The organism is Halopseudomonas nanhaiensis, from assembly GCF_020025155.1.
Lineage (GTDB): Bacteria > Pseudomonadota > Gammaproteobacteria > Pseudomonadales > Pseudomonadaceae > Halopseudomonas > Halopseudomonas nanhaiensis.
In genome coordinates this window covers 3541009-3565152 of record NZ_CP073751.1, presented here as the reverse complement: position 1 = coordinate 3565152, position 24144 = coordinate 3541009, and the positions used below count along the sequence as shown (strand labels likewise).

At 62.1% G+C, this 24144-nt stretch carries 26 protein-coding genes; 11 read left to right on the top strand and 15 right to left on the bottom strand.

Annotated features, from left to right (window positions below; all coding sequences use genetic code 11):
- The first annotated feature begins 40 nt into the window (after positions 1-40).
- The gene (locus tag KEM63_RS16470) at positions 41-466 is read left to right on the top strand and encodes an OsmC family protein (protein WP_223653598.1); all 426 of its coding nucleotides are present in this window, start codon (positions 41-43) and stop codon (positions 464-466) included.
- A gap of 44 nt (positions 467-510) precedes the next feature.
- Here KEM63_RS16470 and KEM63_RS16465 read toward each other — a convergent pair whose 3' ends face one another.
- The 4 genes from KEM63_RS16465 to gmk all read right to left on the bottom strand — a co-directional run bounded on the left by KEM63_RS16465 (position 511) and on the right by gmk (position 4074).
- A complete protein-coding gene (locus KEM63_RS16465) occupies positions 511-891 on the bottom strand; it encodes a RidA family protein (RefSeq protein WP_223653596.1) in 381 nt (126 codons plus the stop codon).
- A gap of 17 nt (positions 892-908) precedes the next feature.
- Positions 909-3050, bottom strand: coding sequence for a bifunctional GTP diphosphokinase/guanosine-3',5'-bis pyrophosphate 3'-pyrophosphohydrolase (gene spoT, locus KEM63_RS16460; protein WP_223653594.1), 2142 nt, complete (start codon positions 3048-3050; stop codon positions 909-911).
- A gap of 63 nt (positions 3051-3113) precedes the next feature.
- On the bottom strand, positions 3114-3371 hold the full coding sequence (rpoZ, locus tag KEM63_RS16455) for a DNA-directed RNA polymerase subunit omega (protein WP_223653592.1): 258 nt from the start codon (positions 3369-3371) through the stop codon (positions 3114-3116).
- A gap of 64 nt (positions 3372-3435) precedes the next feature.
- Positions 3436-4074, bottom strand: a complete 639-nt coding sequence (gene gmk, locus KEM63_RS16450; protein ID WP_223653590.1) for a guanylate kinase — start codon at positions 4072-4074, stop codon at positions 3436-3438.
- 126 nt (positions 4075-4200) lie between these two features.
- On the opposite strand from gmk, the gene KEM63_RS16445 reads away from it, so the two are divergent.
- Positions 4201-5463 (top strand): DUF2254 domain-containing protein, encoded by a 1263-nt coding sequence (locus KEM63_RS16445; protein WP_223653588.1) that lies wholly within the window; start codon positions 4201-4203, stop codon positions 5461-5463.
- Positions 5464-5609: 146 nt separating this feature from the next.
- Positions 5610-7550 (top strand): methyl-accepting chemotaxis protein, encoded by a 1941-nt coding sequence (locus KEM63_RS16440; RefSeq protein ID WP_223653586.1) that lies wholly within the window; start codon positions 5610-5612, stop codon positions 7548-7550.
- Between the two features lie 17 nt (positions 7551-7567).
- Here the strand turns inward: KEM63_RS16440 and KEM63_RS16435 are convergent, their stop codons facing one another.
- Entirely contained in the window at positions 7568-8434 is an 867-nt protein-coding gene (locus tag KEM63_RS16435; protein WP_223655902.1) for a YicC/YloC family endoribonuclease, read from the bottom strand.
- A gap of 125 nt (positions 8435-8559) precedes the next feature.
- On the opposite strand from KEM63_RS16435, the gene rph reads away from it, so the two are divergent.
- Both rph and KEM63_RS16425 read left to right on the top strand, forming a co-directional pair.
- Positions 8560-9282, top strand: coding sequence for a ribonuclease PH (rph, locus tag KEM63_RS16430; RefSeq protein WP_223653584.1), 723 nt, complete (start codon positions 8560-8562; stop codon positions 9280-9282).
- Positions 9283-9346: 64 nt separating this feature from the next.
- Entirely contained in the window at positions 9347-9721 is a 375-nt protein-coding gene (locus tag KEM63_RS16425; protein ID WP_223653583.1) for a DUF4870 domain-containing protein, read from the top strand.
- Positions 9722-9863: 142 nt separating this feature from the next.
- Here KEM63_RS16425 and KEM63_RS16420 read toward each other — a convergent pair whose 3' ends face one another.
- A complete protein-coding gene (locus KEM63_RS16420) occupies positions 9864-10643 on the bottom strand; it encodes an exodeoxyribonuclease III (RefSeq protein ID WP_223653581.1) in 780 nt (259 codons plus the stop codon).
- Positions 10644-10712: 69 nt separating this feature from the next.
- Between KEM63_RS16420 and pyrE the strand changes: the two genes are divergently transcribed.
- On the top strand, positions 10713-11357 hold the full coding sequence (gene pyrE / locus KEM63_RS16415; RefSeq protein ID WP_223653579.1) for an orotate phosphoribosyltransferase: 645 nt from the start codon (positions 10713-10715) through the stop codon (positions 11355-11357).
- 43 nt (positions 11358-11400) lie between these two features.
- Positions 11401-12003, top strand: coding sequence for a DUF4124 domain-containing protein (locus KEM63_RS16410; protein ID WP_223653577.1), 603 nt, complete (start codon positions 11401-11403; stop codon positions 12001-12003).
- Between the two features lie 18 nt (positions 12004-12021).
- Here KEM63_RS16410 and KEM63_RS16405 read toward each other — a convergent pair whose 3' ends face one another.
- From KEM63_RS16405 to coaBC, 5 genes are read right to left on the bottom strand one after another with little or no spacing between them, the layout of a single operon-like run.
- Positions 12022-12465, bottom strand: coding sequence for an acyl-CoA thioesterase (locus KEM63_RS16405; protein ID WP_223653574.1), 444 nt, complete (start codon positions 12463-12465; stop codon positions 12022-12024).
- 2 nt (positions 12466-12467) lie between these two features.
- Complete coding sequence (gene argB / locus KEM63_RS16400) at positions 12468-13370, bottom strand: acetylglutamate kinase (protein WP_223653572.1); 903 nt, start codon at positions 13368-13370, stop codon at positions 12468-12470.
- A 20-nt stretch (positions 13371-13390) separates the two neighbouring features.
- Positions 13391-15901, bottom strand: a complete 2511-nt coding sequence (locus KEM63_RS16970) for a phosphomannomutase/phosphoglucomutase (RefSeq protein WP_279346807.1) — start codon at positions 15899-15901, stop codon at positions 13391-13393.
- Between the two features lie 31 nt (positions 15902-15932).
- The gene (dut, locus tag KEM63_RS16390) at positions 15933-16388 is read right to left on the bottom strand and encodes a dUTP diphosphatase (protein WP_223653564.1); all 456 of its coding nucleotides are present in this window, start codon (positions 16386-16388) and stop codon (positions 15933-15935) included.
- A 14-nt stretch (positions 16389-16402) separates the two neighbouring features.
- A complete protein-coding gene (gene coaBC / locus KEM63_RS16385) occupies positions 16403-17608 on the bottom strand; it encodes a bifunctional phosphopantothenoylcysteine decarboxylase/phosphopantothenate--cysteine ligase CoaBC (RefSeq protein WP_223653555.1) in 1206 nt (401 codons plus the stop codon).
- A 186-nt stretch (positions 17609-17794) separates the two neighbouring features.
- Between coaBC and radC the strand changes: the two genes are divergently transcribed.
- The 3 genes from radC (at position 17795) to rpmG (ending at position 19056) form a co-directional block, all read left to right on the top strand.
- Positions 17795-18469 carry a RadC family protein gene (radC, locus tag KEM63_RS16380; protein ID WP_223653553.1) on the top strand — a complete coding sequence of 225 codons (675 nt, stop codon included), beginning with the start codon at positions 17795-17797 and terminating at the stop codon, positions 18467-18469.
- A 183-nt stretch (positions 18470-18652) separates the two neighbouring features.
- Positions 18653-18889 carry a 50S ribosomal protein L28 gene (gene rpmB / locus KEM63_RS16375; protein ID WP_093395975.1) on the top strand — a complete coding sequence of 79 codons (237 nt, stop codon included), beginning with the start codon at positions 18653-18655 and terminating at the stop codon, positions 18887-18889.
- Positions 18890-18900: 11 nt separating this feature from the next.
- Positions 18901-19056: a 50S ribosomal protein L33 gene (gene rpmG, locus KEM63_RS16370; protein ID WP_003464575.1), complete on the top strand. Its 156-nt coding sequence runs from the start codon at positions 18901-18903 to the stop codon at positions 19054-19056.
- A 72-nt stretch (positions 19057-19128) separates the two neighbouring features.
- Here the strand turns inward: rpmG and KEM63_RS16365 are convergent, their stop codons facing one another.
- The 4 genes from KEM63_RS16365 to desA all read right to left on the bottom strand — a co-directional run bounded on the left by KEM63_RS16365 (position 19129) and on the right by desA (position 23246).
- The gene (locus KEM63_RS16365; protein ID WP_223653552.1) at positions 19129-20022 is read right to left on the bottom strand and encodes a peptidoglycan DD-metalloendopeptidase family protein; all 894 of its coding nucleotides are present in this window, start codon (positions 20020-20022) and stop codon (positions 19129-19131) included.
- Positions 20023-20158: 136 nt separating this feature from the next.
- Positions 20159-21451: a PQQ-dependent sugar dehydrogenase gene (locus KEM63_RS16360; protein WP_223653551.1), complete on the bottom strand. Its 1293-nt coding sequence runs from the start codon at positions 21449-21451 to the stop codon at positions 20159-20161.
- The gene (locus KEM63_RS16355; RefSeq protein WP_223653550.1) at positions 21448-21876 is read right to left on the bottom strand and encodes a DUF2231 domain-containing protein; all 429 of its coding nucleotides are present in this window, start codon (positions 21874-21876) and stop codon (positions 21448-21450) included. Before KEM63_RS16355 ends, KEM63_RS16360 begins: the two co-directional genes overlap by 4 nt.
- A 182-nt stretch (positions 21877-22058) precedes the next feature.
- A complete protein-coding gene (gene desA, locus KEM63_RS16350) occupies positions 22059-23246 on the bottom strand; it encodes a delta-9 fatty acid desaturase DesA (RefSeq protein WP_223653549.1) in 1188 nt (395 codons plus the stop codon).
- Between the two features lie 329 nt (positions 23247-23575).
- On the opposite strand from desA, the gene KEM63_RS16345 reads away from it, so the two are divergent.
- Positions 23576-24100, top strand: a complete 525-nt coding sequence (locus tag KEM63_RS16345; protein WP_223653548.1) for a fasciclin domain-containing protein — start codon at positions 23576-23578, stop codon at positions 24098-24100.
- Positions 24101-24144 lie beyond the last annotated feature (44 nt).

Sequence of the window (24144 nt, the reverse complement as noted above, 5' to 3'; positions counted from 1 at the left end):
GGCGTTGTCCACCGATCTCGAACCACTGGAGGACGCGACGATGAAAAAGACTGGCTCAGCTGAATGGGAAGGTACGGTCAAGGAAGGCTCGGGCACCATCACGACCGAAAGCGGCGTGCTGGACAGTTCACCCTATGGCTTCAACACTCGGTTCGAAGACGGACCCGGCACCAACCCCGAAGAGCTGATCGGCGCTGCGCATGCCGCATGCTTCTCGATGGCGTTTTCCATGCTGCTCGGGCAGGAAGGCTTTACACCCAGCAGGATCGCCACGACGGCCGAAGTGTCGCTGGAGAAGCAGGAAGATGGTTTCGCCATCACTGCGGTACACCTTGACGTCCAGGCGCATGTGCCCAACCTTGATGAGGCGACATTCACCGAGATCGCCAACAAGGCCAAGGCGGGTTGCCCGGTGTCGAAACTGTTGAATGCAGACATCACCATGGAAGCCTATCTCACCGAATGAGGCAGGCTGGCGAACGAGGCGCCTTGCAGGCGCCTCTGGTAGCCTCAGCCAACCACCATGATGCCGTCCATCTCCACCGGCACGCCCTTGGGCAGCGAAGCCACGCCGATCGCTGCGCGGGCCGGGTAGGGCTGCTTGAAATAGCGAGCCATGACTTCATTGACCAGGCCGAAGTGGGCAAGGTCGGTGAGGAAGATGTTCAATTTGACGATATCCTGCAGGGATCCGCCAGCCGCCTCGGCAACGGCCTGAAGGTTGTCGAACACGCGGCAGATCTGCTGTTCCATGCCGTCGACCACTTCCATGGTGGCCGGGTCCAGCGGGATCTGACCAGACAGATAAACCGTATTGCCGACCTTGATGGCCTGGGAATAGGTGCCTATTGCGGCCGGTGCGTGGTCGCTGGTGATGACTTGCTTGTTCATGTTTGCTCCGGATCGGATCAGTTTTTCAGACGCGTGATGCGCAGCACGCCGCTGAGCACGCGGATACGCTTGATAAGTTGGGACAGGTGCAGGCGGTCGCGGACCCGGACCACCAGCTGAACCACGCTGGTGCGGCCATCGCGCTCGTCGACGCTGATCTTGTCGATGCTGGCGTCGGCCATGGTGATGCCGGTGGCGAGTTGCGCGATGATGCCACGCGCGTGCTCGAGCTCCACGCGAAGCTCGACGGTAAATTCGCCGGTGACGTCCTTGTCCCAGGTCAGATGCAGGATCTTCTCTTCACTGTGACGGCTTTCGGCCAGGTTGTTGCAGTTCTCCTGGTGGATGACCATGCCCTTGCCCGAGGAGAGATAGCCGACGATCGGGTCGCCTGGAATCGGGTTGCAGCAACGCGCGAAACTGACGACCAGCCCCTCGGTGCCGCGAATGGCCAGGGGCATTTCACGAATCTGCGCCTCGTCCGGCTCGGCGACCTTGGCCGCTTCGGTTTCGTTGCTTCCTTCGCTGATCAGCAGGCGCCGGGCGACCACGTAGGCCATGCGGTTGCCCAGCCCGATGTCGGCGAGCAGTTCTTCCAGATTGTCCATCCCGCAATCTTCCAGAACGCGGCGCAGGCGGGCCGGCGGTATATCCGACAGTGTGGTGTCGAAGCTGGCCAGAACCTTCTCCAGCAGACGCTCGCCCAGGGCGATGGACTCGGAATGACGCTGATGCTTGAGGAAGTGGCGAATGTTGCTGCGGGCCTTGCCGGTGATGACGAAGCTCAGCCAGGCGGGGTTGGGGCGCGCGCCCGGGGCAGTGATGATCTCGACGGTCTGCCCGCTCTGCAGGGGTTCCGATAGCGGCGCCAGCCGACGGTTGACGCGGCAGGCAATGCAACTGTTGCCCACGTCCGTATGCACGGCATAGGCGAAGTCCACCGGAGTGGAGCCCTTGGGCAGCTCCATGATCCGTCCCTTTGGGGTGAAAATGTAGACTTCGTCGGGGAACAGGTCGATCTTGACGTTCTCGATGAACTCCAGCGAGTTGCCCGCCCTTTGCTGCAGCTCCAGTACGCTTTTCAGCCACTGGCGCGTGCGGGCATGGTTGCCGTTGATCACCTCTTCCTTGGACTTGTATACCCAATGCGCGGCAATGCCGTTATTGGCAAGCTCTTCCATCTCTTCGGTGCGAATCTGGATCTCGATCGGAACGCCATGCATGCCGAACAGGGTGGTATGCAGCGACTGATAGCCGTTGGCTTTGGGGATCGCGATGTAGTCCTTGAAGCGCCCGGGGAAGGGCTTGTACAGACTGTGAACGGCGCCGAGCGCGCGGTAGCAGGTATCGGCCTTCTCGACGATGATGCGGAACGCGTAGACGTCCATGATCTCGTTGAAGGATTTGCGCTTGCCGCGCATCTTCTGATAGATGCCGTACAGGTGCTTCTCTCGTCCGATCACCCGCCCGGGAATACCTTCGCGCTCCAGCCGGTTCTGCAGCGAGTCGAGAATCTTGCTCAGCAGCTCCTTGCGATTGCCGCGCGCGCTGCGTACCGCGCGGTCGATCAGCTGGGCGCGCATCGGATACATCGCCTTGAAGCCGAGGTCTTCGAACTCGACGCTCAGACTGTGCATGCCCAGGCGGTTGGCGATGGGGGCGTAGATCTCCAGCGTTTCCTTGGCGATACGCCGGCGCTTCTCGCCAGACAGCGCGCCCAGCGTACGCATGTTGTGCAGCCGGTCGGCCAGCTTGACAAGAATCACGCGAATGTCGCGGGCCATGGCCAGTGCCATTTTCTGGAAGTTTTCCGCTTGCGCCTCGGCCTTGGTCTCGAAGGTCATCTGCGTAAGCTTGCTGACCCCGTCGACCAGTTCGGCAACCGTGTCGCCAAACTGCGTAACCAGTGCGTCCTTGGGTATGCCGGTGTCTTCAATGACATCGTGCAGCATGGCAGCCATCAGGCTCTGATGATCCATGTGCATGCCGGCGAGGATGCCGGCTACGGCTAGCGGATGGGTAACGTAGGGTTCGCCGCTGCGCCGGGTCTGGCCGTCGTGGGCCTGCTCGGCGTAGAAATAGGCGCGCCGGACCAGGTTCACCTGATCCGGTTCGAGATAGCTGCCGAGTCGCTCGGCGAATACTTCTATAGCAGACATGCAAGGCTCCTGCGCCCGGCGGAACGGGCCATCACCTTCGGCATGCACGTCCTGCGCAAGCCCTTACTCCGCCAGATCGGATTCCAGCGAGTACAGCGGCTCTTGCTGATCCTGAATGGCTTCCTGGGCGAGAATCTCGTTGGTCACCAGGCCGGCAGCGATTTCACGCAGGGCGACCACGGTAGGCTTGTCATTTTCCCAGGCGACTTTCGGGTCCTTGCCGCCGGTGGCGATCTGACGCGAACGCTTGGTGGCCAGCATGACCAGCTCGAAACGGTTTTCTACGTTATCCAGGCAGTCTTCAACGGTGACGCGAGCCATGGGTGTACTCCGGAAACTTTCTTGAGAATCGGTGCGCTCCAAACAGGGCGCGGGACCTGACAGTCTACTGGCTGGCGACGCGTTCTGACAAGAGTGCGTCCAGCAGCGTCCGATGACGATCCTGCTGGCGGACCAGGTCGAGGCGACCGGCTCGCAGAATGGCCTTGAGATCTTCCAGGGCGGTCTGGAAGCAGTCGTTGATGACCAGATAATCGTATTCGACGCAATGGCTCATTTCACTGACGGCCTCGGCCATACGGCGGTCGATCACGCTGGAATCATCCTGGCCGCGGTTGGTCAGCCGCTCGCGCAGATCTTTCCGACTCGGCGGCAGGATGAAGATCGACCGGGCCTGCGGAAGTGCCCTGCGGACCTGTTCGGCGCCCTGCCAGTCGATCTCCAGTATCAGGTCGTGGCCCTCTGCGAGGGTTTTTTCCACGGTGCTTTGCGAGGTGCCGTACAAGTTTCCGAATACCTCGGCATGCTCAAGGAAATCGCCGTGACCGACCAGCTCGAGGAAGCTGTCGCGGCTGGTGAAGTGGTAATTGACGCCATCGATTTCACCGGGACGCATGGGCCGCGTGGTGTGCGAGACCGACACGCGCACGGTATCGACCTGATCGAGCAGGGCCTTGACCAGGCTGGTCTTGCCGGCGCCCGAGGGGGCGGAAATGATGTACAGCGTGCCGGTGGCTGGGGTCATCGTGAGCGATCTCGCATAACGGCCTGCGGTGAAAAGCAGGCAGTATAAAGTCAATCGGCTGGCTCGTCATGGACACTGGCGGCGTTTTGCCTGTCTATTGAGCTGAACCGGGACCGGGAAGGCGAGATGATTTCGAAATGGCAGTGGTTGTTGGCACAGATCGGCCGCACCTTGTGGATACGGGCTTCGTTGTTCGCCCTGCTGGGCGTCGGTGCGGCACTGCTGGCGATTGCCGCGGAGCGACTGTACCCGGGTGAGGCGCCGATGGATCTCGGGGCCGAGGCCGTTAACGACATTCTCAATATTCTCGCGACCAGCATGCTCGCGGTGACTACCTTTTCTCTGACGGTAATGGTGTCGGCCTACGGTTCCGCTACCGCGAACATTGCGCCGCGTGCCACCCGCCTGCTCATGCAGGACACCACTACGCAAAACGTGCTCGGGACCTTCCTCGGTTCTTTCCTGTTTTCCCTGGTGGGCATTATCGCCCTGCATACCGAGGTCTACGGTACCCGTGGCCGTCTGGTCCTGTTTCTTTTCAGTCTGCTGGTCGTCGCGCTAATCGCCATCACCATGCTGCGCTGGATCGAGCACCTTTCCAGCTTCGGTCAGATGGCAGACACCGCCGAGCGAGTCGAGGGCGCCATCGTCAAAGCCATTTGCAGCCGCGTGGACCATCCCTCGGCCGGTACCAGCGTATTGTACGATGCGCACACGCAGATCCCTGCCGAGGCGACGCCGGTGTATCCGGACCGGGTGGGCTACGTGATGCATATCGATATTCAGGGCCTGGATGAGTGGGCCTGCGAGAATCAGGGGCAGGTTTACATCACCAGCCCGCCTGGAAGCTTCGTGCACCCGCCGGAGCCGCTAGCCTGGATCGTGCCGCCCTGCGAGAGGGTGTCAAAGGACGTGTACCAGTGCTTTACCCTGGGCAAGGAGCGCTCGTTCGATCAGGACCCTCGCTACGGTATGGCGGTAATGTCGGATATTGCCTCGCGCGCGCTCTCACCCGGGGTCAACGATCAGGGCACCGCGATCGATGTGCTCGGCCGCGTGGTGCGGGTGCTGACCTGCTGGTCCGAAGGCGAAGAGCTTGGTCCGCTCGGCACGATGCAGCGCCCCAGGGTTCACGTTCCACCTACCGAACTGGCCGATCTGTTCGACGAAATGTTCACGCCCATCGCCCGCGACGCTGCCGGGACGATGGAAGTGCAGGTAAAGCTGCACGAGTCCCTGCGCATGCTGGCGCAATACGGCAGCGCCTACCGCAGCAATGCCCAGCGGCATACCCGCCTGGCCCTGCTGCGAGCCGAGCGGGCGTTGCTGCTGGACGAGGACAAGGCCCGGGTTAGACAGCTCGCAGAGCAGACTCTGAAGCTTTGTTGAGTCGGTGTGTCATGGTTCGGTAATGGCACTGCAATATTTCAGCGATACGCTTTGGCCGTCCCTTGCCGAGGCTAACCGAGGCGAGCGAGACACGAATCTTCCGCCGGTGAGCACATCGCGCTGCCGGCCGTCGCTGCGAGCCTCTCATGAAGCGTGTCCTGACTCTTATCATCGCTGTCTGCATCCTCGGCCTTAGCCTGCAGGTATTGCTTACACTGCACAACATGCGCGCGCTGACGCGCACCCTCGAGAGCGAATACACCGCCTCGGTGGATTTCTACAAGGCCGCTGTCAAAGCCGGCGAGTCATTGCGCGAGGTCAGCCTGCTGGGTTACCAGCTGACCAGCGCACGTACGGAAGCGGACCTGCAGGCCTTCATTGCGCGGACCGACGCCCAGTTCCTCACGCTCGAGGAGCGGCTGCAGCGGCTGGAATCCCCGCGCTGGGCCGCCTTCCAGCACATGCCGCTGAGCGAGATCCACACGGATGAAGCCGAGCCGTCGCAGGCGGGGTCGACCGTTGCCGATCTGCTCTCACAGATCCGCGTGAATGCGCAGGGTGCGCAGGGGATCTACCAGGTGCTGCGCGACCTGAGCCTTCAGCGGCTGCCGCTCGAGGCGAGCCTGTCGGCTTCGCTGCCGGCACTGGGTGACGCTCTGGTGCAGACGCTTGCGGTCGCGGATGTTGCGCCGGACTATGCACGTCTGCTCGACGGATCGATGCAGGTCGCCCTCAGCAACTCGCGCTACAGTCTGCGAAAGGCGCTCAAGCGGGCCGAGGTCGATGGCAGCGGGTGGGCCGATCTACCCCCCGAGCAGCAGTCCGGTCTGAATGATCTGCAGGCGCTCACTGCACGGATCGCCGCAGACAAGGAAAAGCTGCTGGCCAGCGAAACCAACCCCGCCGCCTTCGCGCTCAACTTCCAGATGGCGTTGAACAGCATCGCCACACTCGAAAACGTGGTCAACGCCTTGCTGATAGAGCAACAGGCGCGGCTGGTTGCGCAGGCCGATCGGACGGTCGACCAGCTGATCATTGCCGCCCTGGCCATCGTCGCGCTGGTGGTGCTGATCAGTGTCGCCCTCGGCCGCAGTCTGACCCGGCGCATACATCAGGTGGTTCAGGGGCTGAGCGCGATCGCCGAGGGCAGTGGCGACCTCAAGGCCGCTCTGCCGGTACGGGGGCGTGACGAACTGGCTGCGCTGGCGCGCTCGTTCAATCGCATCATCGAGAAGCTTCATGGCAGCTTCGTGGTGCTGGAACAGCAGGTTATATCGGTCTCCGAGCAATCACGTCAGTCGATGTCGGCCAGCACCCGTGTAGCCCAGCAGATGGATGACCAGCTGGTCGAGGTTGAATACCTGGTGCGCGCCATGGCTGAAATGAGCGACGCAGCGGGCAGCGTGGCGCTCAGTGCCGAGTCGGGCTCGGCGACTGCTGTGGCATCGGAACAGCGCGCCAAGCTCGGCAAGCAGGTGGTCGATCAGACCGTTGCATCGATCTCGGAGCTGTCCTCCAGCTTCACCGCGGTGCATGGCGTGGTAGAGCGGCTGGAAACCTACAGTCGGGAAATCGGCGCGGTTATCGACGTGATCCAGGGCGTATCGGACCAGACCAACCTGCTGGCGCTAAACGCGGCCATCGAAGCGGCGCGGGCGGGGGAGCAGGGGCGGGGGTTCTCTGTGGTGGCCGAAGAGGTGCGGGCGCTGGCCGCACGGACCCGCAGAGCGACCGAACAGGTGGAGCTGACCATCGCCGCGCTGCAGGAGGCAACGCGCGAAACGGTCGTCGCCATGGAGCAGGCGGAGCGCAACCGGCTGCACAGCGTCGACAGCGCCAAGGCTTCGGGAGCGGAGCTCGATCGGATTACCGAGGCATTCCGAACCATGACTGCGATGAATCTGCAGATCGCCGCCGCCGCCGAACAGCAGCGCCGGGCGGCGACCGAGATCAACGGTAATATCGAGACAATCCGCGCCCTGGCCAGTTCGACGCAGACGCAGGCCAGTGACAGCCGTGCAAGCGCCGTGCAGCTGACCGCCAGTGTCGACCAGGCCATGACGATTCTTGGCCAGTTCGCCACCTGAGCGAACTGCCTACTGGCTCACTCGATGTTCTGCACCTGCTCGCGCATCTGCTCGATGTAAACCTTCAGGTCAACCGCTGCCTGGGTGCTACGCGCATCGATCGCCTTGGAGCCGAGCGTATTGGCTTCCCGGTTGAATTCCTGCATCAGAAAGTCCAGGCGGCGGCCCATGGCCTCGCCTCCGGCCAGTACGCGGCGGGTCTCGCTGACATGGGTGTCGAGTCGGTCGAGCTCCTCGGCTACGTCGATTTTCTGCGCCAGCAGCACCACTTCCTGCTCGATGCGCTGGTTATCCACGTCCAGACCGGTTTCGGCGATGCGGTCGATCAGCTTCTGTCGATGCGCGACCAGCAGTTCCGGCATCATCTCGCGCAGCGTCGCAACGCGTTCTGCAATGGCGTCGAGACGCTCTTCGAGCAGCTTGCGCAGCTCTGCGCCCTCGCGAGCACGCTGGTCCTTCAAATCCTTGAGGGCACGCTCGAAGAGGGCTCCGGCCTGTTCGATCAGACCGCTTTCGTCGGGTTCAGCGTTGCTCAGAACGCCTGGCCATGCGAGCAGTTCCAGTGGGTTGACCGGGGCGGCGTTGACCAGGTTGAGGCTCAACTGCTGGGAGGCGGCGATAAGCTGGTCGACCAGTGGCTGGTTCAGGTTCAGCCGGGCACTGGTGGCGACCACCGGATGAAAGCGCAGGGTGCACTCGACCTTACCGCGGGCAAGCTGTTTGCGCAGCCGTTCGCGCAGGGGTCCTTCCAGCTCGCGGAACGCTTCCGGCAAGCGCAGGCTGGGTTCGAGGTAGCGGTGGTTGACCGAGCGCATTTCCCACGCCAGGTTGCCCCGGTCCGTGCTGAGCTCGCAGCGGGAAAAAGCGGTCATGCTGTAAACCATCATTGGCCTCGTTATCCGGTTCCGTGTGATGGCATTGTACTCCCGCGACTCCAAGGCGGTACAGCCGGGCCCGGCCTGCTCGCGTATACTGACCGGCACATACACGCAGTACACAAGGATTCAAGATGAGCAAACGACCCAGCGGCCGCGACGCCAACCAGATGCGCCCGGTGACGCTTACCCGTGGTTACACCAAGCACGCCGAAGGTTCGGTACTGGTGGAGTTCGGTGACACCAAGGTGATCTGCACCGCCAGCGTCGAGGCCGGCGTTCCACGCTTCCTGCGCGGTTCCGGCCAGGGCTGGATCACCGCCGAGTACGGTATGCTGCCACGGGCTACGGGCGAGCGGATGCAGCGCGAGGCCAGCAAGGGCAAGCAGGGCGGTCGTACGCTCGAAATCCAGCGACTCATCGGCCGCTCCCTGCGCGCCGCGGTCGACCTGCGCAGCATCGGCGAAAACACCATTCACATCGATTGCGACGTAATTCAGGCCGACGGCGGCACCCGTACAGCTTCCATCACCGGCGCCTGCGTCGCGCTGGTCGATGCGCTGGGCGTGCTGAAGAAGCGGGGGTCGATCAAGAAGATCCCGGCCGTGCAGATGATTGCAGCAGTATCGGTCGGCATCCATAAGGGTGAGCCGGTGCTGGATCTGGACTATCTGGAAGACTCGGCAGCGGACACCGACCTGAACGTGGTGATGACCGACAAGGGTGGTTTCATCGAAGTGCAGGGCACCGCTGAAGCGGCGCCGTTCAGTGGCGATGAACTGAATGCTATGCTGGCGCTGGCCAGGCAGGGAATCGAGCAGCTGTTCGCCATGCAAACGGCGGCTCTGCAGGACTAGGAGCGCCGCGGGGATTGCGTCCATGCCGGCCTCATGACAGCCAACCGACGGACAGGAACGCACTATGACAGACGAACTGGAGCAGTCCCCACTCATTACGCCCGACCCAGACGCCCGCAAGTGGGCACTGCTGGCGCATCTTTCGGGCTTTCTCGGGTGCCTCATACCCTTCGGCAACCTGATCGGCCCGCTGCTGGTCTGGCAATTGAAGAAGGACCAGCATCCCTTCATCGATGATCAGGGCAAGGAAGCACTCAACTTTCAGATCAGCGTCACCATTGCTGCACTGATCTGCTTCCTGCTTATGCTGATCATCATCGGCATGCTGCTGATCTGGGTGGTGGTGATTGGCGCGGTGGTGCTGATGATCATTGCCGCGATCAAGGCCAACGAAGGCCAGGCCTATCGCTACCCGTTCTGCTGGCGAGTCATCAAGTAAGCCAGCGGCAAGCTATGAGCTCCAAGCGGCAAGCTGTCCTTGCAGGCTGCAGCTTGCGTAGGTGAAAACGCGCAATGCCTGTCACGCTCTGTAGCTTGCAGCTTGCAGCTTGCAGCTTGCAGCTTGCAGCTTGCAGCTTCTGCTAAATGCTCAGGGTCCAGTCGTAATCGATGATGACCGGGGCGTGCTCGGAGAAGCGGACCTTGCGCGGTATCTGCGCATTCTTGACGAAGCGCCGCAGGCCGGGGGTCAGGAACTGGTAGTCAAAGCGCAGCCCCAGGTTCAGATCCTGGGCCTGTTCGCTGTCCGGCCACCAGCTGTACAGATCGGATTCACGGGTGACCTCGCGCAGCGCATCGACATAACCCATGTTGCCGAAGATCTCGTCCATCCAGGCCCGTTCCGGCGCCATGAAGCCTGGCTGATGCTGGCAGTCGCGCCAGTTCTTCACGTCCAGCTTCAGATGTGCGACGTGCAGTGACCCGCAGTAGATGAATTCGCGACGCTTGCGGCGCTGCTTGTTCAGGTACCCGGTGAAGTCGTTCATGAACTTGAATTTCTGGTTCAGGTCCGCATCCCCGTTGCGACCCGAGGGCAGCAGCAGGCAGCCGATGCTGACCTTGTCGAAGTCGGCCTGAATGAAGCGGCCATATCGGTCGGCCAGCTCGAACCCAAGGCCCATGATGATCGCCTTGGGCTGGATCTTGGTGTAGATCGCCACGCCACCCTGGCTCGGAACCTCCGCCTCGAAACAGTACTGCCAGTAGCCGTCGATCCAGTACGGGTCCTGTTCCAGTTCGGGAGCGGTGACGCGAATATCCTGCAGACAGATGACATCGGCATCCTGTGTGCGCAGCCAGTCGAACAGACCCCGGGCCGCGGCAGCCTCGACGCCGTTGACATTCAGACTGATGATTCGCATGCATGGCTCCCCTGAAATCGAGCGTGTATGATAACCGAGCTTGCGGGCTTTTTGTTAGAAGAGGGTGGGATGCAGGAATATCAACGAGAGTTCATTCGCTTTGCACTCGATCGCAATGTTTTGCGCTTCGGCGAATTCACCCTCAAGTCCGGTCGCAAGAGTCCGTACTTCTTCAACGCCGGTCTGTTCAATGACGGCACCTCGCTGGGACGGCTCGCGCGCTTCTATGCGCAGGCCTTCATCCACAGTGATCTCGACGAAGTGGACGTTATTTTCGGGCCCGCCTATAAAGGTATTCCGCTGGCTGCCGTTACGTCGGTATCACTTGCGGAGAGTTTTGATCGCAACCTGCCCTACTGCTACAACCGCAAGGAAGCCAAGGATCATGGTGAAGGCGGCTCTCTCGTAGGGGCGCCGCTGCAGGGGCGCGTGCTGATCATCGACGATGTCATCACCGCAGGCACCGCCGTACGTGAAGTCATCGAGATTATCCGTGCGGCCGGCGCTACGCCCGCTGCGGTGATGATTGCGTTGAATCGGGAAGAGCGTGGCCAGGGTGAGCTGTCGGCCATTCAGGAAGTCGAGCGTGATTTCGGCATTCCGGTCGTCAGCATTGCTTCACTTACCCAGGTCCTGGCGTTCCTCGAAGAAGATGCCGAGCTGCGTCACCATCTGCCTGCGGTGCAGGCGTATCGGGCTCAGTACGGAATTTGAACTAGATCTTGAGCGTCAAGCTCCAGGATGGGGTGTCCGGGTTATGCGCAAGCTGCTGTACTGGGTAAGTCTCGGCGTGTTGGGCAGTGTTCCGTTGCTGGCGCAGGCGGACCTGTATCGCTACGTTGACGACCGTGGTACCACGGTACTCGATAGCCGCGTGCCGGCCGAGTTTGTCAGTCGTGGGTACGAAGTATTGGATGCGCAGGGCCGCGTGAAGCAGGTCATCCCCGCAGCACCGACGCCGGAGGAGCGCGAAGCCGCTCGCCAGGCGCGCGCCGATCAGGAACGTCAGCGCGCCGCTGATGCCACACTGTTGCGCCTCTACAGCAGTCCGAGCGACCTTGATCGCGCCCACCAGCGGCAGATCGTCCAGATCGAGAACCTGATTACCACCACCGAAGGCAATATCGCTGCGTTGCGCGACCAGCGTGATGAGTTGCAGGCACGCGCGGCCGCTCAGGAGCGTGCCGGCCGCAAGGTCGAGGAGCGGCTCATCGCGGAGCTGAACGAAGTGGACGCGGAAGTAGTGCGGCTGCAGCGCCTGATCAGCAGCAAGCGCGACGAGATAATCGAGGTCAATGCAGCATTCGCCCGTCAGCGCGACCGTCTGGTCGCGCTCACCGGTGACATGCAACCGCGCTAGCGCGCTCGCAGGGTTGCGTTATTGCGCAGCGTCTACCGGCGCTGTGGTCTCGTAAGCGTTCACTGCCTGACGGAAGCTGGCCGGAATCGGCTTCGGTCGACGGGTCTGCTGGTCGGCGTACACGTAAGTGATCTCACCGGTCAGCAACAACGTGTCGTCGCGGTAAATGCCGATCACGAACAGCATGCTCGAATTGCCCAGCCGAGCGATGCGCACATGCACATCCAGCAGGTCATCATTCTCCGCAGGGGAGCGGTATTCCAGCAGCGTGCGTACGGCAAAGAAATCGCCACCCTTGGCCCCGGTATCGCCGCCACAGCTGCTGGTCAGGGCACGGAAGTACTCGGTGATGCCGATGTCCGCGTAGGTCAGGTAGTGCCCATTGAAGACAATGCCCTGCATGTCTACCTCGGACCAGCGCACGCGCAGCTGGTGAGAGAGTCTGAAGTCGTCGCGCTGCATGGTCATTCCGGCTTTTGATTGGTGATCAGTGTGCCGACGCCGGCGTTGGTGAACACCTCCAGCAGTACCGCATTGGGCACCCGACCGTCGACGATGATCGCGCTGCCCACGCCGCCCTGCACCGCGTCCAGCGCGCAGCGAATCTTCGGCAGCATGCCGCCGTAGATGGTCCCGTCCTCGATCAGCGCGTCGACCTGAGCGGTGGTCAATCCGGTCAGCACGGTGCCTTCCTTGTCCATCAGCCCGGCGATATTGGTCAGCAGCATCAGCTTCTCGGCCTTCAAGGCCTCGGCGACCTTGCCGGCGACCAGGTCGGCGTTGATGTTGTAGGAAGCACCATCCTTGCCCACACCGATGGGTGCGATGACCGGGATGTAGTCATCGGTAACCAGGGCATTGATCAGCTTGATGTTGACCGACTCGACCTCGCCGACCTGGCCGATGTCGATGATCTCCGGCTTGTCCATGCCGGGCGTGCGGCGACTGACCGTCAGCCGGCGTGCCTTGATCAGACCGGCATCCTTCCCGGTCAGTCCGATGGCGCTACCGCCGGCCTGGTTGATCAGGTTGACGATGTCCTTGTTGACCGAGCCGCCGAGCACCATTTCGACCACGTCCATGGTCTGGGAGTCGGTGACGCGCATACCCTCGATGAACTCGCTCTGGATGTTCAACCGCTTGAGTAGCTCGCCGATCTGCGGTCCGCCACCATGCACCACGACCGGGTTGATGCCCACGGTCTTCATCAGCACGATGTCGCGCGCAAAGCTGTTCTTCAGCTCTTCGCTTTCCATGGCGTTTCCGCCGTACTTGATGACGATGGTCTTGCCGGTGAAGCGTTGAATATAGGGCAGCGCCTCGGTCAGGACCCGGGATACCTGGGCGGCGGCTTCGCGGCTCAACATGTAAAAAGTTCTCCTGGCGGTCAGAAAGTCAGTTCAAGATCAGGCGCCACGGCGGCCAGCTGATCACGGAATAGTTGTTGGACAGCCTCGAGCTCCTGAGGTTTATCCGCTTCGAATCGCAGTACCAGTACCGGCGTGGTGTTCGAGGCGCGGATCAGGCCCCAGCTCGAGGGGAAATCGACACGGATTCCGTCGATCCCGGTCAGCTTGCCCTGTCCCCAGTCGGCCTGCTTGCGCAGCGCTTCAATCAGCTCGAACTTGCGGCTTTCGCCGACAGTGACATTGATCTCCGGCGTGGTCAGTCCCGACGGGTATTGAGCCATCAGCTCGGTGCTGGATACGCCGGGTGCCTGGACCGAGAGGATTTCCAGCACGCGGCAGGCGCTGTATAGGCCGTCGTCGAAACCGTACCAGCGTTCCTTGAAAAAGATGTGGCCGCTCATCTCGCCGCCCAGCAGCGCGCCGGTTTCCTGCATCTTGCTCTTGATCATCGAATGCCCGGATTTCCACATCACCGGGCGGCCGCCCATGCGGCTGATCAATGCAGGCAGTCCGCGGCTGCACTTGATGTCGAAGACGATATCGGCACCGGGCTGACGCGTAAGGACATCCTCGGCGAGCATCATCAACAGGCGATCGGGATAGATCATCTCGCCGGCGCTGGTCACGACGCCGAGCCTGTCGGCGTCGCCGTCGAAGGCCAGACCGATATCCGCTTCATGCTGACGAACGTGCGCAATCAGCTCAACCAGATTCTCCGGCTTGCCGGGGTCAGGGTGGTGGTTCGGAAAGGTACCGTCAACATCGCAATACAGCGGAATGACTGTACAGCCCAGCTCTTCGAACAGTGCCTGGGCGACGACACCCGCTACACCATTGCCGCAATCGATCACTACTTTCAGGGGTCTGGCGAGGACGACGTCTTCGACGATGCGCTGTATGTATCCCGGCAGCAGGTCGAGCTGCTCGCGGCTTCCTGCGCCTTCGCTCAGATCGCTCTGCTTCAGTCGGGTGTGCAAGGCCTGAATCCGCTCGTCAGCCAGGGTCTGGCCGGCTATCACTACCTTGAGGCCATTGTAATCGGCCGGATTGTGGCTGCCGGTAAGCATCACGCCAGATGTGGCATCGGTGGTCGAGGTGGCGTAATACACGACCGGGGTCGGGACCATGCCCAGATCCACCACGTGACAACCGGACTCCATCAGTCCACGGATGAGCTGTTCGACAAGCACCGGACCGGATAGTCGACCGTCACGCCCGACAGCGATGCGCGGCTGTCCTGCAGCGATGGTTTCGCTACCGATACTGCGGCCGAGCCAGTACAGGTACTCCTCGTTCAGGGTTTTGCCGACCACGCCGCGAATGTCGTAGGCGCGGAAGATTTCGGCCGGAAGCTGGGGAATGGGCGCAGCCGTCGGCGGCTGATTCCCGGCCATGTCGAACGGATCTTCGCCATCCAGGATATCGATATCGAGAATCTCCGGCTCGGCGAATGCCGGGGTGCGGGCGGGTGCGGGCGGGCTGCTGGCAGCTGCCATCGGTTCGCGAGTCGCCTCGGGATTGGGCCCGACCTTCTGCCCGCTGCGACTGGCCAGCCGCATGATGCTCTGACCGACTGGCTCCAGCGGGCCCAGCTTGAGGCCCGCTGCCTTGTGTCCCAGGGTCAGTTGATTGAGGGTGCCGGCGTCAGCCCGCAGCGTGCGCGTCCACTCGCGTTGCAACCACAGCAGCGAGGCGAGCGCCCCGGCCAGAACCAGCAGCGCAGCGCCGGCCAGCCAGAGCGGATTGATCAGGCCGGCAACCAGGGCTGGGCCGGGGCGGAACTCGATGAACCAGGCCGGATTGGCGGTAGGCAGGCGAAGCGCCTCGCCGGAGCCACTGCCGCGCTGTATCAGCCGCTGTTCGGGGGCGCCGGGAAATTGCTGGATGAGCGTCACGCCGCCGGCTTCGGCCGGCAACGGCGGCAGTGCGGACTCGAGCCGCTGGAGTTCGAAGACCACCGCCAGCGTCCCGCCGATATTGGCGCTCGGTGACGCGCGCAGTGGGCGTACCGCATACACCTTCCACGCGTTGTTGATCTGATGAGCCTCCAGCGGAACCGGCATGCCGCGCTCGGCGCGACGGATCATGTCCAGTGCGGCAAAGCTGAGCGGGGCCTGGCTGTCTTCTACCGGCTGCGCCTGGCCCGGGAGGTGCGCGTAGACCGCCAGACTGTCAGCGTACATGTAACGCATCAGCCGCTGCAGTGTCGGGCTGGTCCCCTGTTGCAGCGACACCTGCAGCTGAGGGTTGGCGGCCGCCGTCTGCACATCGGCTTCGATCTGAGCCAGGACTCGATTCAGGGCACCGACCTGCTGATGCGCATAGGCCTGGGCCATATCCTGTTCGTAACGCTGATTGCTGGGTCCGAACAGCGCCGCCCAGATCAGCGCGGCGGCGGCAGCAATACCGGCGAGAGCCAGCAGCAGCGGCAAGAGCGTGCTGGGGAGGGTGGATGACTGCGGGTCCCCGGAAGATTTCCTGAGCTTCATTTCCGTAACGCCTCCCTGCTTCGTATTGTTGTTAGTGGCTGCCAGTATGGCCGAATCCGCCGGCGCCGCGCTGACTGTCGTCGAATGATTCGACGATGTCGATACGCGCCTGCAGCACCGGGACCAACACCAGTTGCGCGATCCGCTCGCCCGGCTCGATCGTGAAGGCACTCTGGCCGCGGTTCCAGCACGACACCATCAATTCACCCTGATAATCCGAGTCGATCAGGCCGACCAGGTTGCCCAGCACGATGCCGTGCTTGTGGCCCAGACCCGAACGCGGAAGGATCAGCGCCGCCAGCCCGGGGTCGGCAATGTGAATCGCCAGACCGGTTGGCAGCAGCTGTGTCTGCCCCGGCTCCAGCGTCAGCGGCTGATCGAGCATTGCGCGCAGGTCGAGGCCTGCCGAGCCTTGTGTGGCATAGGCCGGCAATGGCCACTGGTCACCCAGCCTAGGGTCGAGAATTCGGGCTTTGAGAGCGTGCATGGCTATCCTTGTTGTTATGCGTTCAGCTGGCCGGCAATGAAGGCAATGATCTGGCGCGCCAGCTTCTGCTTGCTCGCCTGGGGCAGCGATTGTGGCGTGAGGCTGCGATCGATCAGCGTAACGGCGTTGTCGTCGCTATTGAAACCGATTGATGTCGAACTGACATCATTGGCGATGATCAGTTCAAGGTTCTTGCGCTGCAACTTCTCCGTGGCGTAACTCAGGACATCGTGGGTTTCGGCAGCAAAGCCGACGCACCAGGGCCGTTGCGGATGCCTGGCCAGGGTCGCCAGGATGTCCGGGTTACGCACCAGCTCCAGCGTCATCCCGGCGTCGCTGCCTGGCTCCTTCTTGAGCTTGCCTTCGGCGCAGGCGACCGGACGGTAGTCGGCCACCGCCGCGGAGGCGATGAACAGATCCGCCGGCAGCGCGGCTTCACAGGCAGCAAGCATGTCCAGGGCGCTGACCACGTCGACGCGGTGAACGCGCGGGGGCGTGGGCAAATGCACCGGTCCGGCTACCAGCGTCACGCGGGCGCCGGCCTCCGCTGCGGCGGCGGCAAGGGCGAAGCCCATTTTCCCCGAACTGTGATTGGAGATGTAGCGCACCGGATCGATGGCTTCGCGCGTTGGCCCCGCATTGATCAGCACATGCCGGCCGGCCAGCAGCCCGCGCTCGAAACACTCGGCCGACCGGGCCGCGATATCCGCAGGCTCGAGCATGCGGCCGGGCCCGATATCGCCGCAGGCCTGCTCGCCGGCCGCAGGGCCGAAGACCTTCACGTCACGCTCGAGGAGTACAGACAGGTTGGCCTGGGTGGCAGGGTCGCGCCACATGGCCTGATTCATCGCCGGAGCGATGGCAATCTGGGCATCGGTGGCGAGAACGAGCGTGGTGAGCAGATCGTCGCCACGGCCCTGCGCCAGCCGCGCCATGAGATCGGCGGTTGCAGGAGCGATCAGCACCAGGTCGGCCCAGCGCGCCAGCTCGATATGTCCCATCGCTGCTTCGGCGGCGGGGTCGAGCAGATCGCCATGCACCGGGTGGCCGGAGAGTGCCTGCAGCGTCAGGGGGGTGATGAACTCACGGGCAGCCTGGGTCATGACCACGCGAACCTGGGCGCCCGCATCGCGCAGCCGGCGGACCAGTTCCGCGCTCTTGTAGGCGGCGATCCCGCCACTGACGCCTAGCACAACCTGCTTGTTCAACAACCGCTGCATGCTTCGCTCCCGCCGCCCGGCGCCCATGGTCCGGGCGCGCCTGAATGCCCGCTACGATACCATACGGGCAGGCCCGTGGCGCTGCTTTCACGGGTCGACGCCGCGGTGCGGGACACCCTATAATCGCCACTCCCGCATACAGGCGCGAACAGGAAGTACGTGCCGGCATCTGCAAGGATTCTGCCCATGCCGATTACTGACTGGCCGCTGTCCGAGCGACCCCGCGAAAAACTCCTCAAACAGGGCGCAGCTGCGCTGTCCGATGCCGAATTGCTGGCGATCTTCCTGCGTACCGGTGTGCCGGGCCGTAGCGCCGTGGACCTGGCTCGAGATCTGCTTGCCGGCTTCGGCAGCCTGCGTGCTCTGGTTCAGGCTGATCTGACGTCTTTCTGCCGACACGCCGGGCTTGGTCCGGCCAAGTTTGTGCAACTGCAGGCCGTGATGGAAATGGCCCGCCGGCATTTATATGAGGACCTGCAGCGCGGCGATGCACTGACATCCCCCGGGGCGGTACGTGCGTATCTGCGCAGCCGGTTGATGAGTCTGCCGCACGAGGTGTTCGCCTGCCTGTTTCTGGACAACCAGCATCGGGTCATCGCTTTCGAGGAGCTGTTCCGGGGGACGCTCGACAGTGCCAGCGTCTATCCGCGGGAGGTGGTCAAGCGCGCCCTGGCGCTGAATGCCGCTGCACTGATACTGACCCACAACCATCCGTCGGGGGTCGCCGAACCCAGCCAGTCCGACCTGATGTTGACCCGACGTCTGCGCGAGTCGCTGGCGACAGTGGATATACGGGTGCTCGATCATCTGGTGATTGGCGACGGCGAGCCGGTATCCTTTGCCGAACGAGGTTTGCTGTGAAGGAAAAGCGTTGCCTCGCGGCGCGGGTTTTGGTATAAAGCTCCGCTCTTCTCGGGGCTGCGCCCGCTTCGCCTTATTTCAGGTGCTGACAGGTAGCGCTTTTCCATTGCCCCGGCTGGACAACAGATTCTTTTATGGCTTCCAACCAGTTCGGGTTGGGCAAGTGGTTGGAGAGGGTTAACCATGTCTCGAGTATGTCAAGTGACCGGCAAGGGTCCGGTGACTGGGAACAACGTTTCCCACGCTAACAACAGAACCAAGCGTCGTTTTCTGCCTAACCTGCAGCATCACCGCTTCTGGGTTGAGTCGGAGAAGCGCTTCGTACGTCTGCGCACCTCTGCCAAGGGCATGCGCATCATCGACAAGCGCGGCATCGAAGTTGTGCTGGCCGAGCTGCGCGCCCGCGGCGAAAAAGTTTAAGGAGCAGAACCATGCGTGAATTGATTCGTTTGGTGTCCTCTGCCGGTACTGGTCACTTTTACACTACCGACAAGAACAAGCGCACCACCCCGGACAAGATCGAAATCAAGAAATTTGATCCGGTCGTCCGCAAGCACGTGATGTACAAGGAAGCCAAGATCAAATAAGGTCTTGCTCCCAATAAAAAACCCGCCATGTGCGGGTTTTTTATTGCCTGAAAGCCGGACTGCCGGCTACTGCTAGCGCTCGCCCCCCACGGCGAAGTTCGGCAGACTGTCTACCGGCTGGGCGAACTCGAACGGAATCGAGACGGTTTCAAGTCCGACGTTCCGCTGTACAACGAAGTGCAGGTGCGGGCCGGTGCTGTTACCGGTATTGCCCGACAGGGCGAGCAGGCTTCCGGCGTCCACCCGCTGCCCCTCGCGCACCGCAACCGAACCCTGCTTGAGATGCAGGTAGACGCCCATGGTGCCGTCGTCGTGCAGGACCCGCACGAAGTTGCCTGCCGGATTGTTGCCACGGCCAGTCTGCTGATTCTCGGTCTTCACCACCACGCCCGGGCGCGATGCCAGAATCGGTGTGCCTACCGGCATGGCGATATCGATGGCGAAGCGACCCTTTGCGCCGGTATGGCTGTATTTCCCACCCGGACCCTGGGTCACGCGAAACGGGCCGCCGCGCCAGGGCAAGGGGTAGCGCGCGGTGGCATGCTGGGCGCGCGGGTCGCCCAGGGCGTAGCGCAGCTTGTAACGGTAGTCGGCCTTGCCTTCGCCAGTGGGCACTAGCGTCAGCAGTCGCATGCTCTGGCGCGGAGTCAGCACCCAGCGAATCGGTTTGGCCGGGACGCCGCTTACGTTGCGCGCCGACTCGATCTTCAGCTCGATCTCGACCGGAGCGTAGAGATCGTTATGCACGATCAACGTCTCGCCGCCGTCATGTTTTTTGGTGGAGACGTAGACCTGCTGATCGTTGTTTTCGACCATCGCGTCCTGGAACACGATCACCTTGGCGCCCAGCACCTTGCGATCGGTATAGGTCACCACGCCGTTGGCGTCGGTGTACTTGTAAATGGTCGAAGCGAGGAGGGCGGGGCTGGCCAGCAGCAAGGCACTCACCAGAAGGAAGGCACGCATCCGTTGCAAACCGTAATGGGTTGATGAGCGCCAAGAATAAACCGTGGCGCGGGTTAAAGCGACCCGCGCCACAGGCAATAGCGCACACTTGCAGCCGGACGGCCTTGCCGGCCGTCGGCTTTGTGCCAACCACCGCTCACCGGGTGGGAGTCACCCGCCAGACCACGTTTGCCAGATCATCCGCGACAATCAGCGCGCCTTGCGGGTCCACGGTCACGCCGACCGGTCTGCCGCGCGTCTTGCCTTCCTCGGTACGGAACCCGGTCACGAAGTCGACAGGATCGCCCGACGGGCGTCCGTCGCTGAACGGCACGAAGACCACCTTGTAGCCGGATGGATCGTCGCGGTTCCAGCTACCGTGCTCGCCGACAAAGGCGCCCTCGCCGAACTGACCGCCAAAGGCTCCGTCGGAGAAATCCACGCCGAGGGCTGCTACGTGGGAGCCGAGAGCGTAGTCGGGGGTGATCGATGCGGCGACCTTTTCATCGTCCTGTGGGCGGACCCGTGGATCGACGTTCTGGCCCCAGTAGGCGTAGGGCCATCCGTAAAACCCGCCTTCCTGAACCGACGTCAGATAGTCCGGGACCAGATCGGGACCGAGTTCATCGCGCTCGTTGACCACCGCCCAGAGCTGCTGGGTATCGGGATGAATGGTCAGTGCCGTGGGATTGCGCAAACCGGTGGCGTAGGGCTTGTAGGCGCGGGTTTCGGTGTTCACCTGCCATACCACGGCTCGATCGACCTCCGCCTCCATCCCGCGCTCGGTAATGTTGCTGTTCGAGCCAATACCGATATACAGATACTGGCCATCGGCGCTGGCGGTCATGGCCTTGGTCCAGTGATGGTTGATCTGCGAAGGCAGGTCGATGATCTTTTCCGGAGGCCCGCTCGCCTGCGTCTGGCCTTCCTCATAATCGAATCTAACCAGCGCATCCTGGTTGGCGACATACAGATCGTTGCCAACCAGAGCGAGGCCGTAGGGTGCATTCAGGTCGTCGGCATACACGGTCTGCTCTTCATACTCGCCATTGCCGTCCGCATCACGCAGGAGCGTGAGGCGATTGCCGCTTTCCACCGAGGTGGTGCCCTTGGATTTGATATAGCCGGCGATGACGTCCTTGGGCTTGAGCTTGGGCGCGTTGCCTCCGCGGCCCTCGGCAACGAGGATGTCCCCGTTTGGCAGCACGATCGTCTGACGCGGAATCTTCAGATCAGTAGCGATGGCCGTTACGGTGAAGTTGTCCGGAACCGTCGGCTGGGCATCGCCCCAGGGTGTCGGCTCGGCGATCTTCATGCTCGGCAGCAGACCCCTCTCCGGTTCCGGCAGGGTCGGGTCGGGTCCGTAGGCCACCGGATTCTCGTCATCGCCTCCGCATGCACTCAGCAATACCGCCATGCCCAGAATCGACAGTGCTCTCGAATGGTTCATGCTTCACCTCCGTCGCGCAGGCTGGAAAGGCCGATCCAGGCGGCCACGCACACCAGCACCGAGACGATGATCGACAGGATAAGACTGGATGGCATGGTCGCCCAGGCGTCCTTGGCATGTTCCAGGGCGTTGATGAAGCCCAGAATCCAGGCGACCAGCAGAAGAATGAAATAAATCAGCGGCCGTCCTTTCTTGTGCACGGCGCGAATCAGGTTGACCAGGGCGAACAACAGCGCGAAGCCCAGGAAAACCAGCCCGCCGACGATCAGCCAGGAGGCGAAGTTGTTCCATTGAATTTCATAGGTGCGAAAGTAGGCGATATCGCTCAGCAGGGCACCAAGGAACAACGGCACGGTGCCAGCCAGTAGAATGGCGTGCAGTGGATGGGGCGTGTAGCGATAGTGGTGGTGGGCAGTGGCGGTCACGGTAATTTCCTCGTTGCGGCGAGCCGAGTCTGGTGACCGCTGTAATGGTAACGGTCTGCCGGGCTCGTGCGGGTTGCACCTACAAGGAGATCATGCCGTCGGAGGATAGTTCAGTCAGCGGGTCTGAAGGCCTGCCGGCGATTGCCGCCGGCAGGCCCTGTTCAGATGGGAGGCGTGGGCGTTCAGGCGGCCTGTTGTGGCTGCAGGGAGTAGCTGCGCAGCACCATGGCGAAGTCCTGCAGGGATTTGATCCCGCTGGCCTCTGCCTGGGCACACCAGTCACGCAGGGCCTGGAGCATGTCATGCCCATTGGCGCTGGTACGGCCCCAGATCTGCTGTAGCGCAAGTCGCTTCTCGTAAATTACTCGCAGCGTCTGGCTGTGGCTGAGCATGGTTTGCACTCGTTCTTCCTGGCGCGGTTCCAGCAGGCTCGGCTCGCGGCTGAGCAGGCGCTTGGCGCGGCGGAAGACGTGGCGTACCGAGTCGTCCATCTTCTGAAGTTCCTGGCGTAGCAGCGGCTTGATCACCAGCTTGCGATACTGCGCCATGATCTGAAAACGATTGTTCAGGATCGCCATGGCGGTATCCATGTCCAGCGTCTGCTTGCCCTCGACCCGGTGGGCGATGGGTGCGGTGCGACGGACCTTGGCCAGCCCCAGTATGCTGAACAGGCGGATGTACATCCAGCCGATGTCGAACTCCCACTTCTTCACCGACAGCTTCGCCGAATTCGGATACGTGTGGTGATTGTTATGCAGCTCTTCACCGCCGATGAGAATGCCCCAGGGCGAGATGTTGGTAGCCGCATCCTTGCATTCGAAGTTGCGGTAGCCGACGGCGTGGCCGAGGCCGTTGATGATCCCTGCCGCGGTGACCGGAATCCACATCATCTGCACGGCCCACACGGTGAGACCGATGACGCCGAACAGCAGCAGATTGATCGCCAGCATGATGCTGATGCCGCCATTGGGATACTTGCTGTAAACGTTACGCTCGATCCAGTCGTCCGGGCAGTTCTTGCCATAGATGCGCAGCGTCTCTTCGTTCTGCGCCTCTTCACGGTACAGTTCGGCGCCCCGACGGAGCACGGTCATCAGGCCTTTCTGGACCGGGCTGTGGGGATCTTCAGGGGTTTCGCACTTGGCGTGGTGCTTGCGATGGATGGCTGTCCACTCGCGGGTGTTCATGGCGGTGGTCAGCCACAGCCACAGGCGGAAAAAGTGTTTCAGGGCCGGATTCAGCTCCAGCGAACGGTGGGCGGAGTACCTGTGCAGGTAGACCGTCACGCTGACGATGGTGATGTGGGTCATGACCAGGGTCGCCGCCAGAACCTGCCAGGCGTTGAGATCGAGCAAACCGTTGTACCACATAGACGTCGAGTACCTCTTCATAAAAGCGGGAGACAATCCCGTTCAGCAATTATGGAGTAATAGATGCTGCAAGGACACGACCACAAGTCGAGACCTTGGTCGAAGCCCCCGTATATTGATACCGGATGCTTCAGAGCGAAGCCGCATTTTAGAGGGCTTCTTCCGCCAGTCTTCCCGGGAACAGGCTGCGTAGAGGGCTCCTCGGTACACGCCTCGACGTAAGTACGGAGGCTTCTGCGAAGCGACCGGCGTAAGGAAGCGTTATACGAGGCTTGAGATTCTGTACATGTGGTGTACAACTAAATATCCACCCATGTAGGAGAAGCATCATGTTTGTACAACGCATTGCTGCATTCAACAGTACTGTTCTGGCCTCACTGTTCGCTGCGGGTCTGATGGTCAGCGCTCCGGCCATGGCACACAATCATGGCGAGCATGCCGACAAACCCGACGCCGACATCATCGAGACGGCTCGCGAAGCGGGGCAGTTCGATACGTTGCTGACCGCGGTGAAGGAAGCCGGTCTGGAAGAGACGCTCAAGGGCGCCGGGCCGTTCACCGTCTTCGCGCCGACTGACGAAGCTTTTGAAAAGATTCCCGACTCCGACCTTGAAGCCCTGCTGGCCGACAAGGAAAAGTTGACCGACGTGCTCACCTATCACGTGGTGTCCGGCAAGGTCATGGCCGAGGACGTTGCCGGCATGTCCAGCGCACCGACCGTGCAGGGCGAGTCTCTGAGCATTGATGCCAGCGACGGTGTGAAGGTCGACGACGCCAAGGTGGTCAAGGCCGATGTCAAGGCCAGCAACGGTGTCATCCACGTAATCGACACGGTTCTGATGCCGGGGATGTAACCCGCGCAGCAGGAAAGGAAGGCAGGCCGTCGCCTGCCTTTTTT

Bases quoted from the DNA above. Each gene is read 5' to 3' on its own strand.
- spoT (WP_223653594.1), bottom strand. From the start codon at position 3,050: ATGTCTGCTATAGAAGTATTCGCCGAGCGACTCGGCAGCTATCTCGAA.
- gmk (WP_223653590.1), bottom strand. From the start codon at position 4,074: ATGACCCCAGCCACCGGCACGCTGTACATCATTTCCGCCCCCTCGGGC.
- KEM63_RS16465 (WP_223653596.1), bottom strand. From the start codon at position 891: ATGAACAAGCAAGTCATCACCAGCGACCACGCACCGGCCGCAATAGGC.
- KEM63_RS16445 (WP_223653588.1), top strand. From the start codon at position 4,201: ATGATTTCGAAATGGCAGTGGTTGTTGGCACAGATCGGCCGCACCTTG.
- KEM63_RS16405 (WP_223653574.1), bottom strand. From the start codon at position 12,465: ATGCAGCGCGACGACTTCAGACTCTCTCACCAGCTGCGCGTGCGCTGG.
- KEM63_RS16345 (WP_223653548.1), top strand. From the start codon at position 23,576: ATGTTTGTACAACGCATTGCTGCATTCAACAGTACTGTTCTGGCCTCA.
- argB (WP_223653572.1), bottom strand. From the start codon at position 13,370: ATGTTGAGCCGCGAAGCCGCCGCCCAGGTATCCCGGGTCCTGACCGAG.
- coaBC (WP_223653555.1), bottom strand. From the start codon at position 17,608: ATGCAGCGGTTGTTGAACAAGCAGGTTGTGCTAGGCGTCAGTGGCGGG.
- KEM63_RS16425 (WP_223653583.1), top strand. From the start codon at position 9,347: ATGACAGACGAACTGGAGCAGTCCCCACTCATTACGCCCGACCCAGAC.
- rpoZ (WP_223653592.1), bottom strand. From the start codon at position 3,371: ATGGCTCGCGTCACCGTTGAAGACTGCCTGGATAACGTAGAAAACCGT.
- KEM63_RS16365 (WP_223653552.1), bottom strand. From the start codon at position 20,022: ATGCGTGCCTTCCTTCTGGTGAGTGCCTTGCTGCTGGCCAGCCCCGCC.
- KEM63_RS16470 (WP_223653598.1), top strand. From the start codon at position 41: ATGAAAAAGACTGGCTCAGCTGAATGGGAAGGTACGGTCAAGGAAGGC.
- pyrE (WP_223653579.1), top strand. From the start codon at position 10,713: ATGCAGGAATATCAACGAGAGTTCATTCGCTTTGCACTCGATCGCAAT.
- rph (WP_223653584.1), top strand. From the start codon at position 8,560: ATGAGCAAACGACCCAGCGGCCGCGACGCCAACCAGATGCGCCCGGTG.
- KEM63_RS16970 (WP_279346807.1), bottom strand. From the start codon at position 15,901: ATGAAGCTCAGGAAATCTTCCGGGGACCCGCAGTCATCCACCCTCCCC.
- rpmG (WP_003464575.1), top strand. From the start codon at position 18,901: ATGCGTGAATTGATTCGTTTGGTGTCCTCTGCCGGTACTGGTCACTTT.
- KEM63_RS16410 (WP_223653577.1), top strand. From the start codon at position 11,401: ATGCGCAAGCTGCTGTACTGGGTAAGTCTCGGCGTGTTGGGCAGTGTT.
- desA (WP_223653549.1), bottom strand. From the start codon at position 23,246: ATGTGGTACAACGGTTTGCTCGATCTCAACGCCTGGCAGGTTCTGGCG.
- radC (WP_223653553.1), top strand. From the start codon at position 17,795: ATGCCGATTACTGACTGGCCGCTGTCCGAGCGACCCCGCGAAAAACTC.
- rpmB (WP_093395975.1), top strand. From the start codon at position 18,653: ATGTCTCGAGTATGTCAAGTGACCGGCAAGGGTCCGGTGACTGGGAAC.
- dut (WP_223653564.1), bottom strand. From the start codon at position 16,388: ATGCACGCTCTCAAAGCCCGAATTCTCGACCCTAGGCTGGGTGACCAG.
- KEM63_RS16360 (WP_223653551.1), bottom strand. From the start codon at position 21,451: ATGAACCATTCGAGAGCACTGTCGATTCTGGGCATGGCGGTATTGCTG.
- KEM63_RS16440 (WP_223653586.1), top strand. From the start codon at position 5,610: ATGAAGCGTGTCCTGACTCTTATCATCGCTGTCTGCATCCTCGGCCTT.
- KEM63_RS16420 (WP_223653581.1), bottom strand. From the start codon at position 10,643: ATGCGAATCATCAGTCTGAATGTCAACGGCGTCGAGGCTGCCGCGGCC.
- KEM63_RS16435 (WP_223655902.1), bottom strand. From the start codon at position 8,434: ATGGTTTACAGCATGACCGCTTTTTCCCGCTGCGAGCTCAGCACGGAC.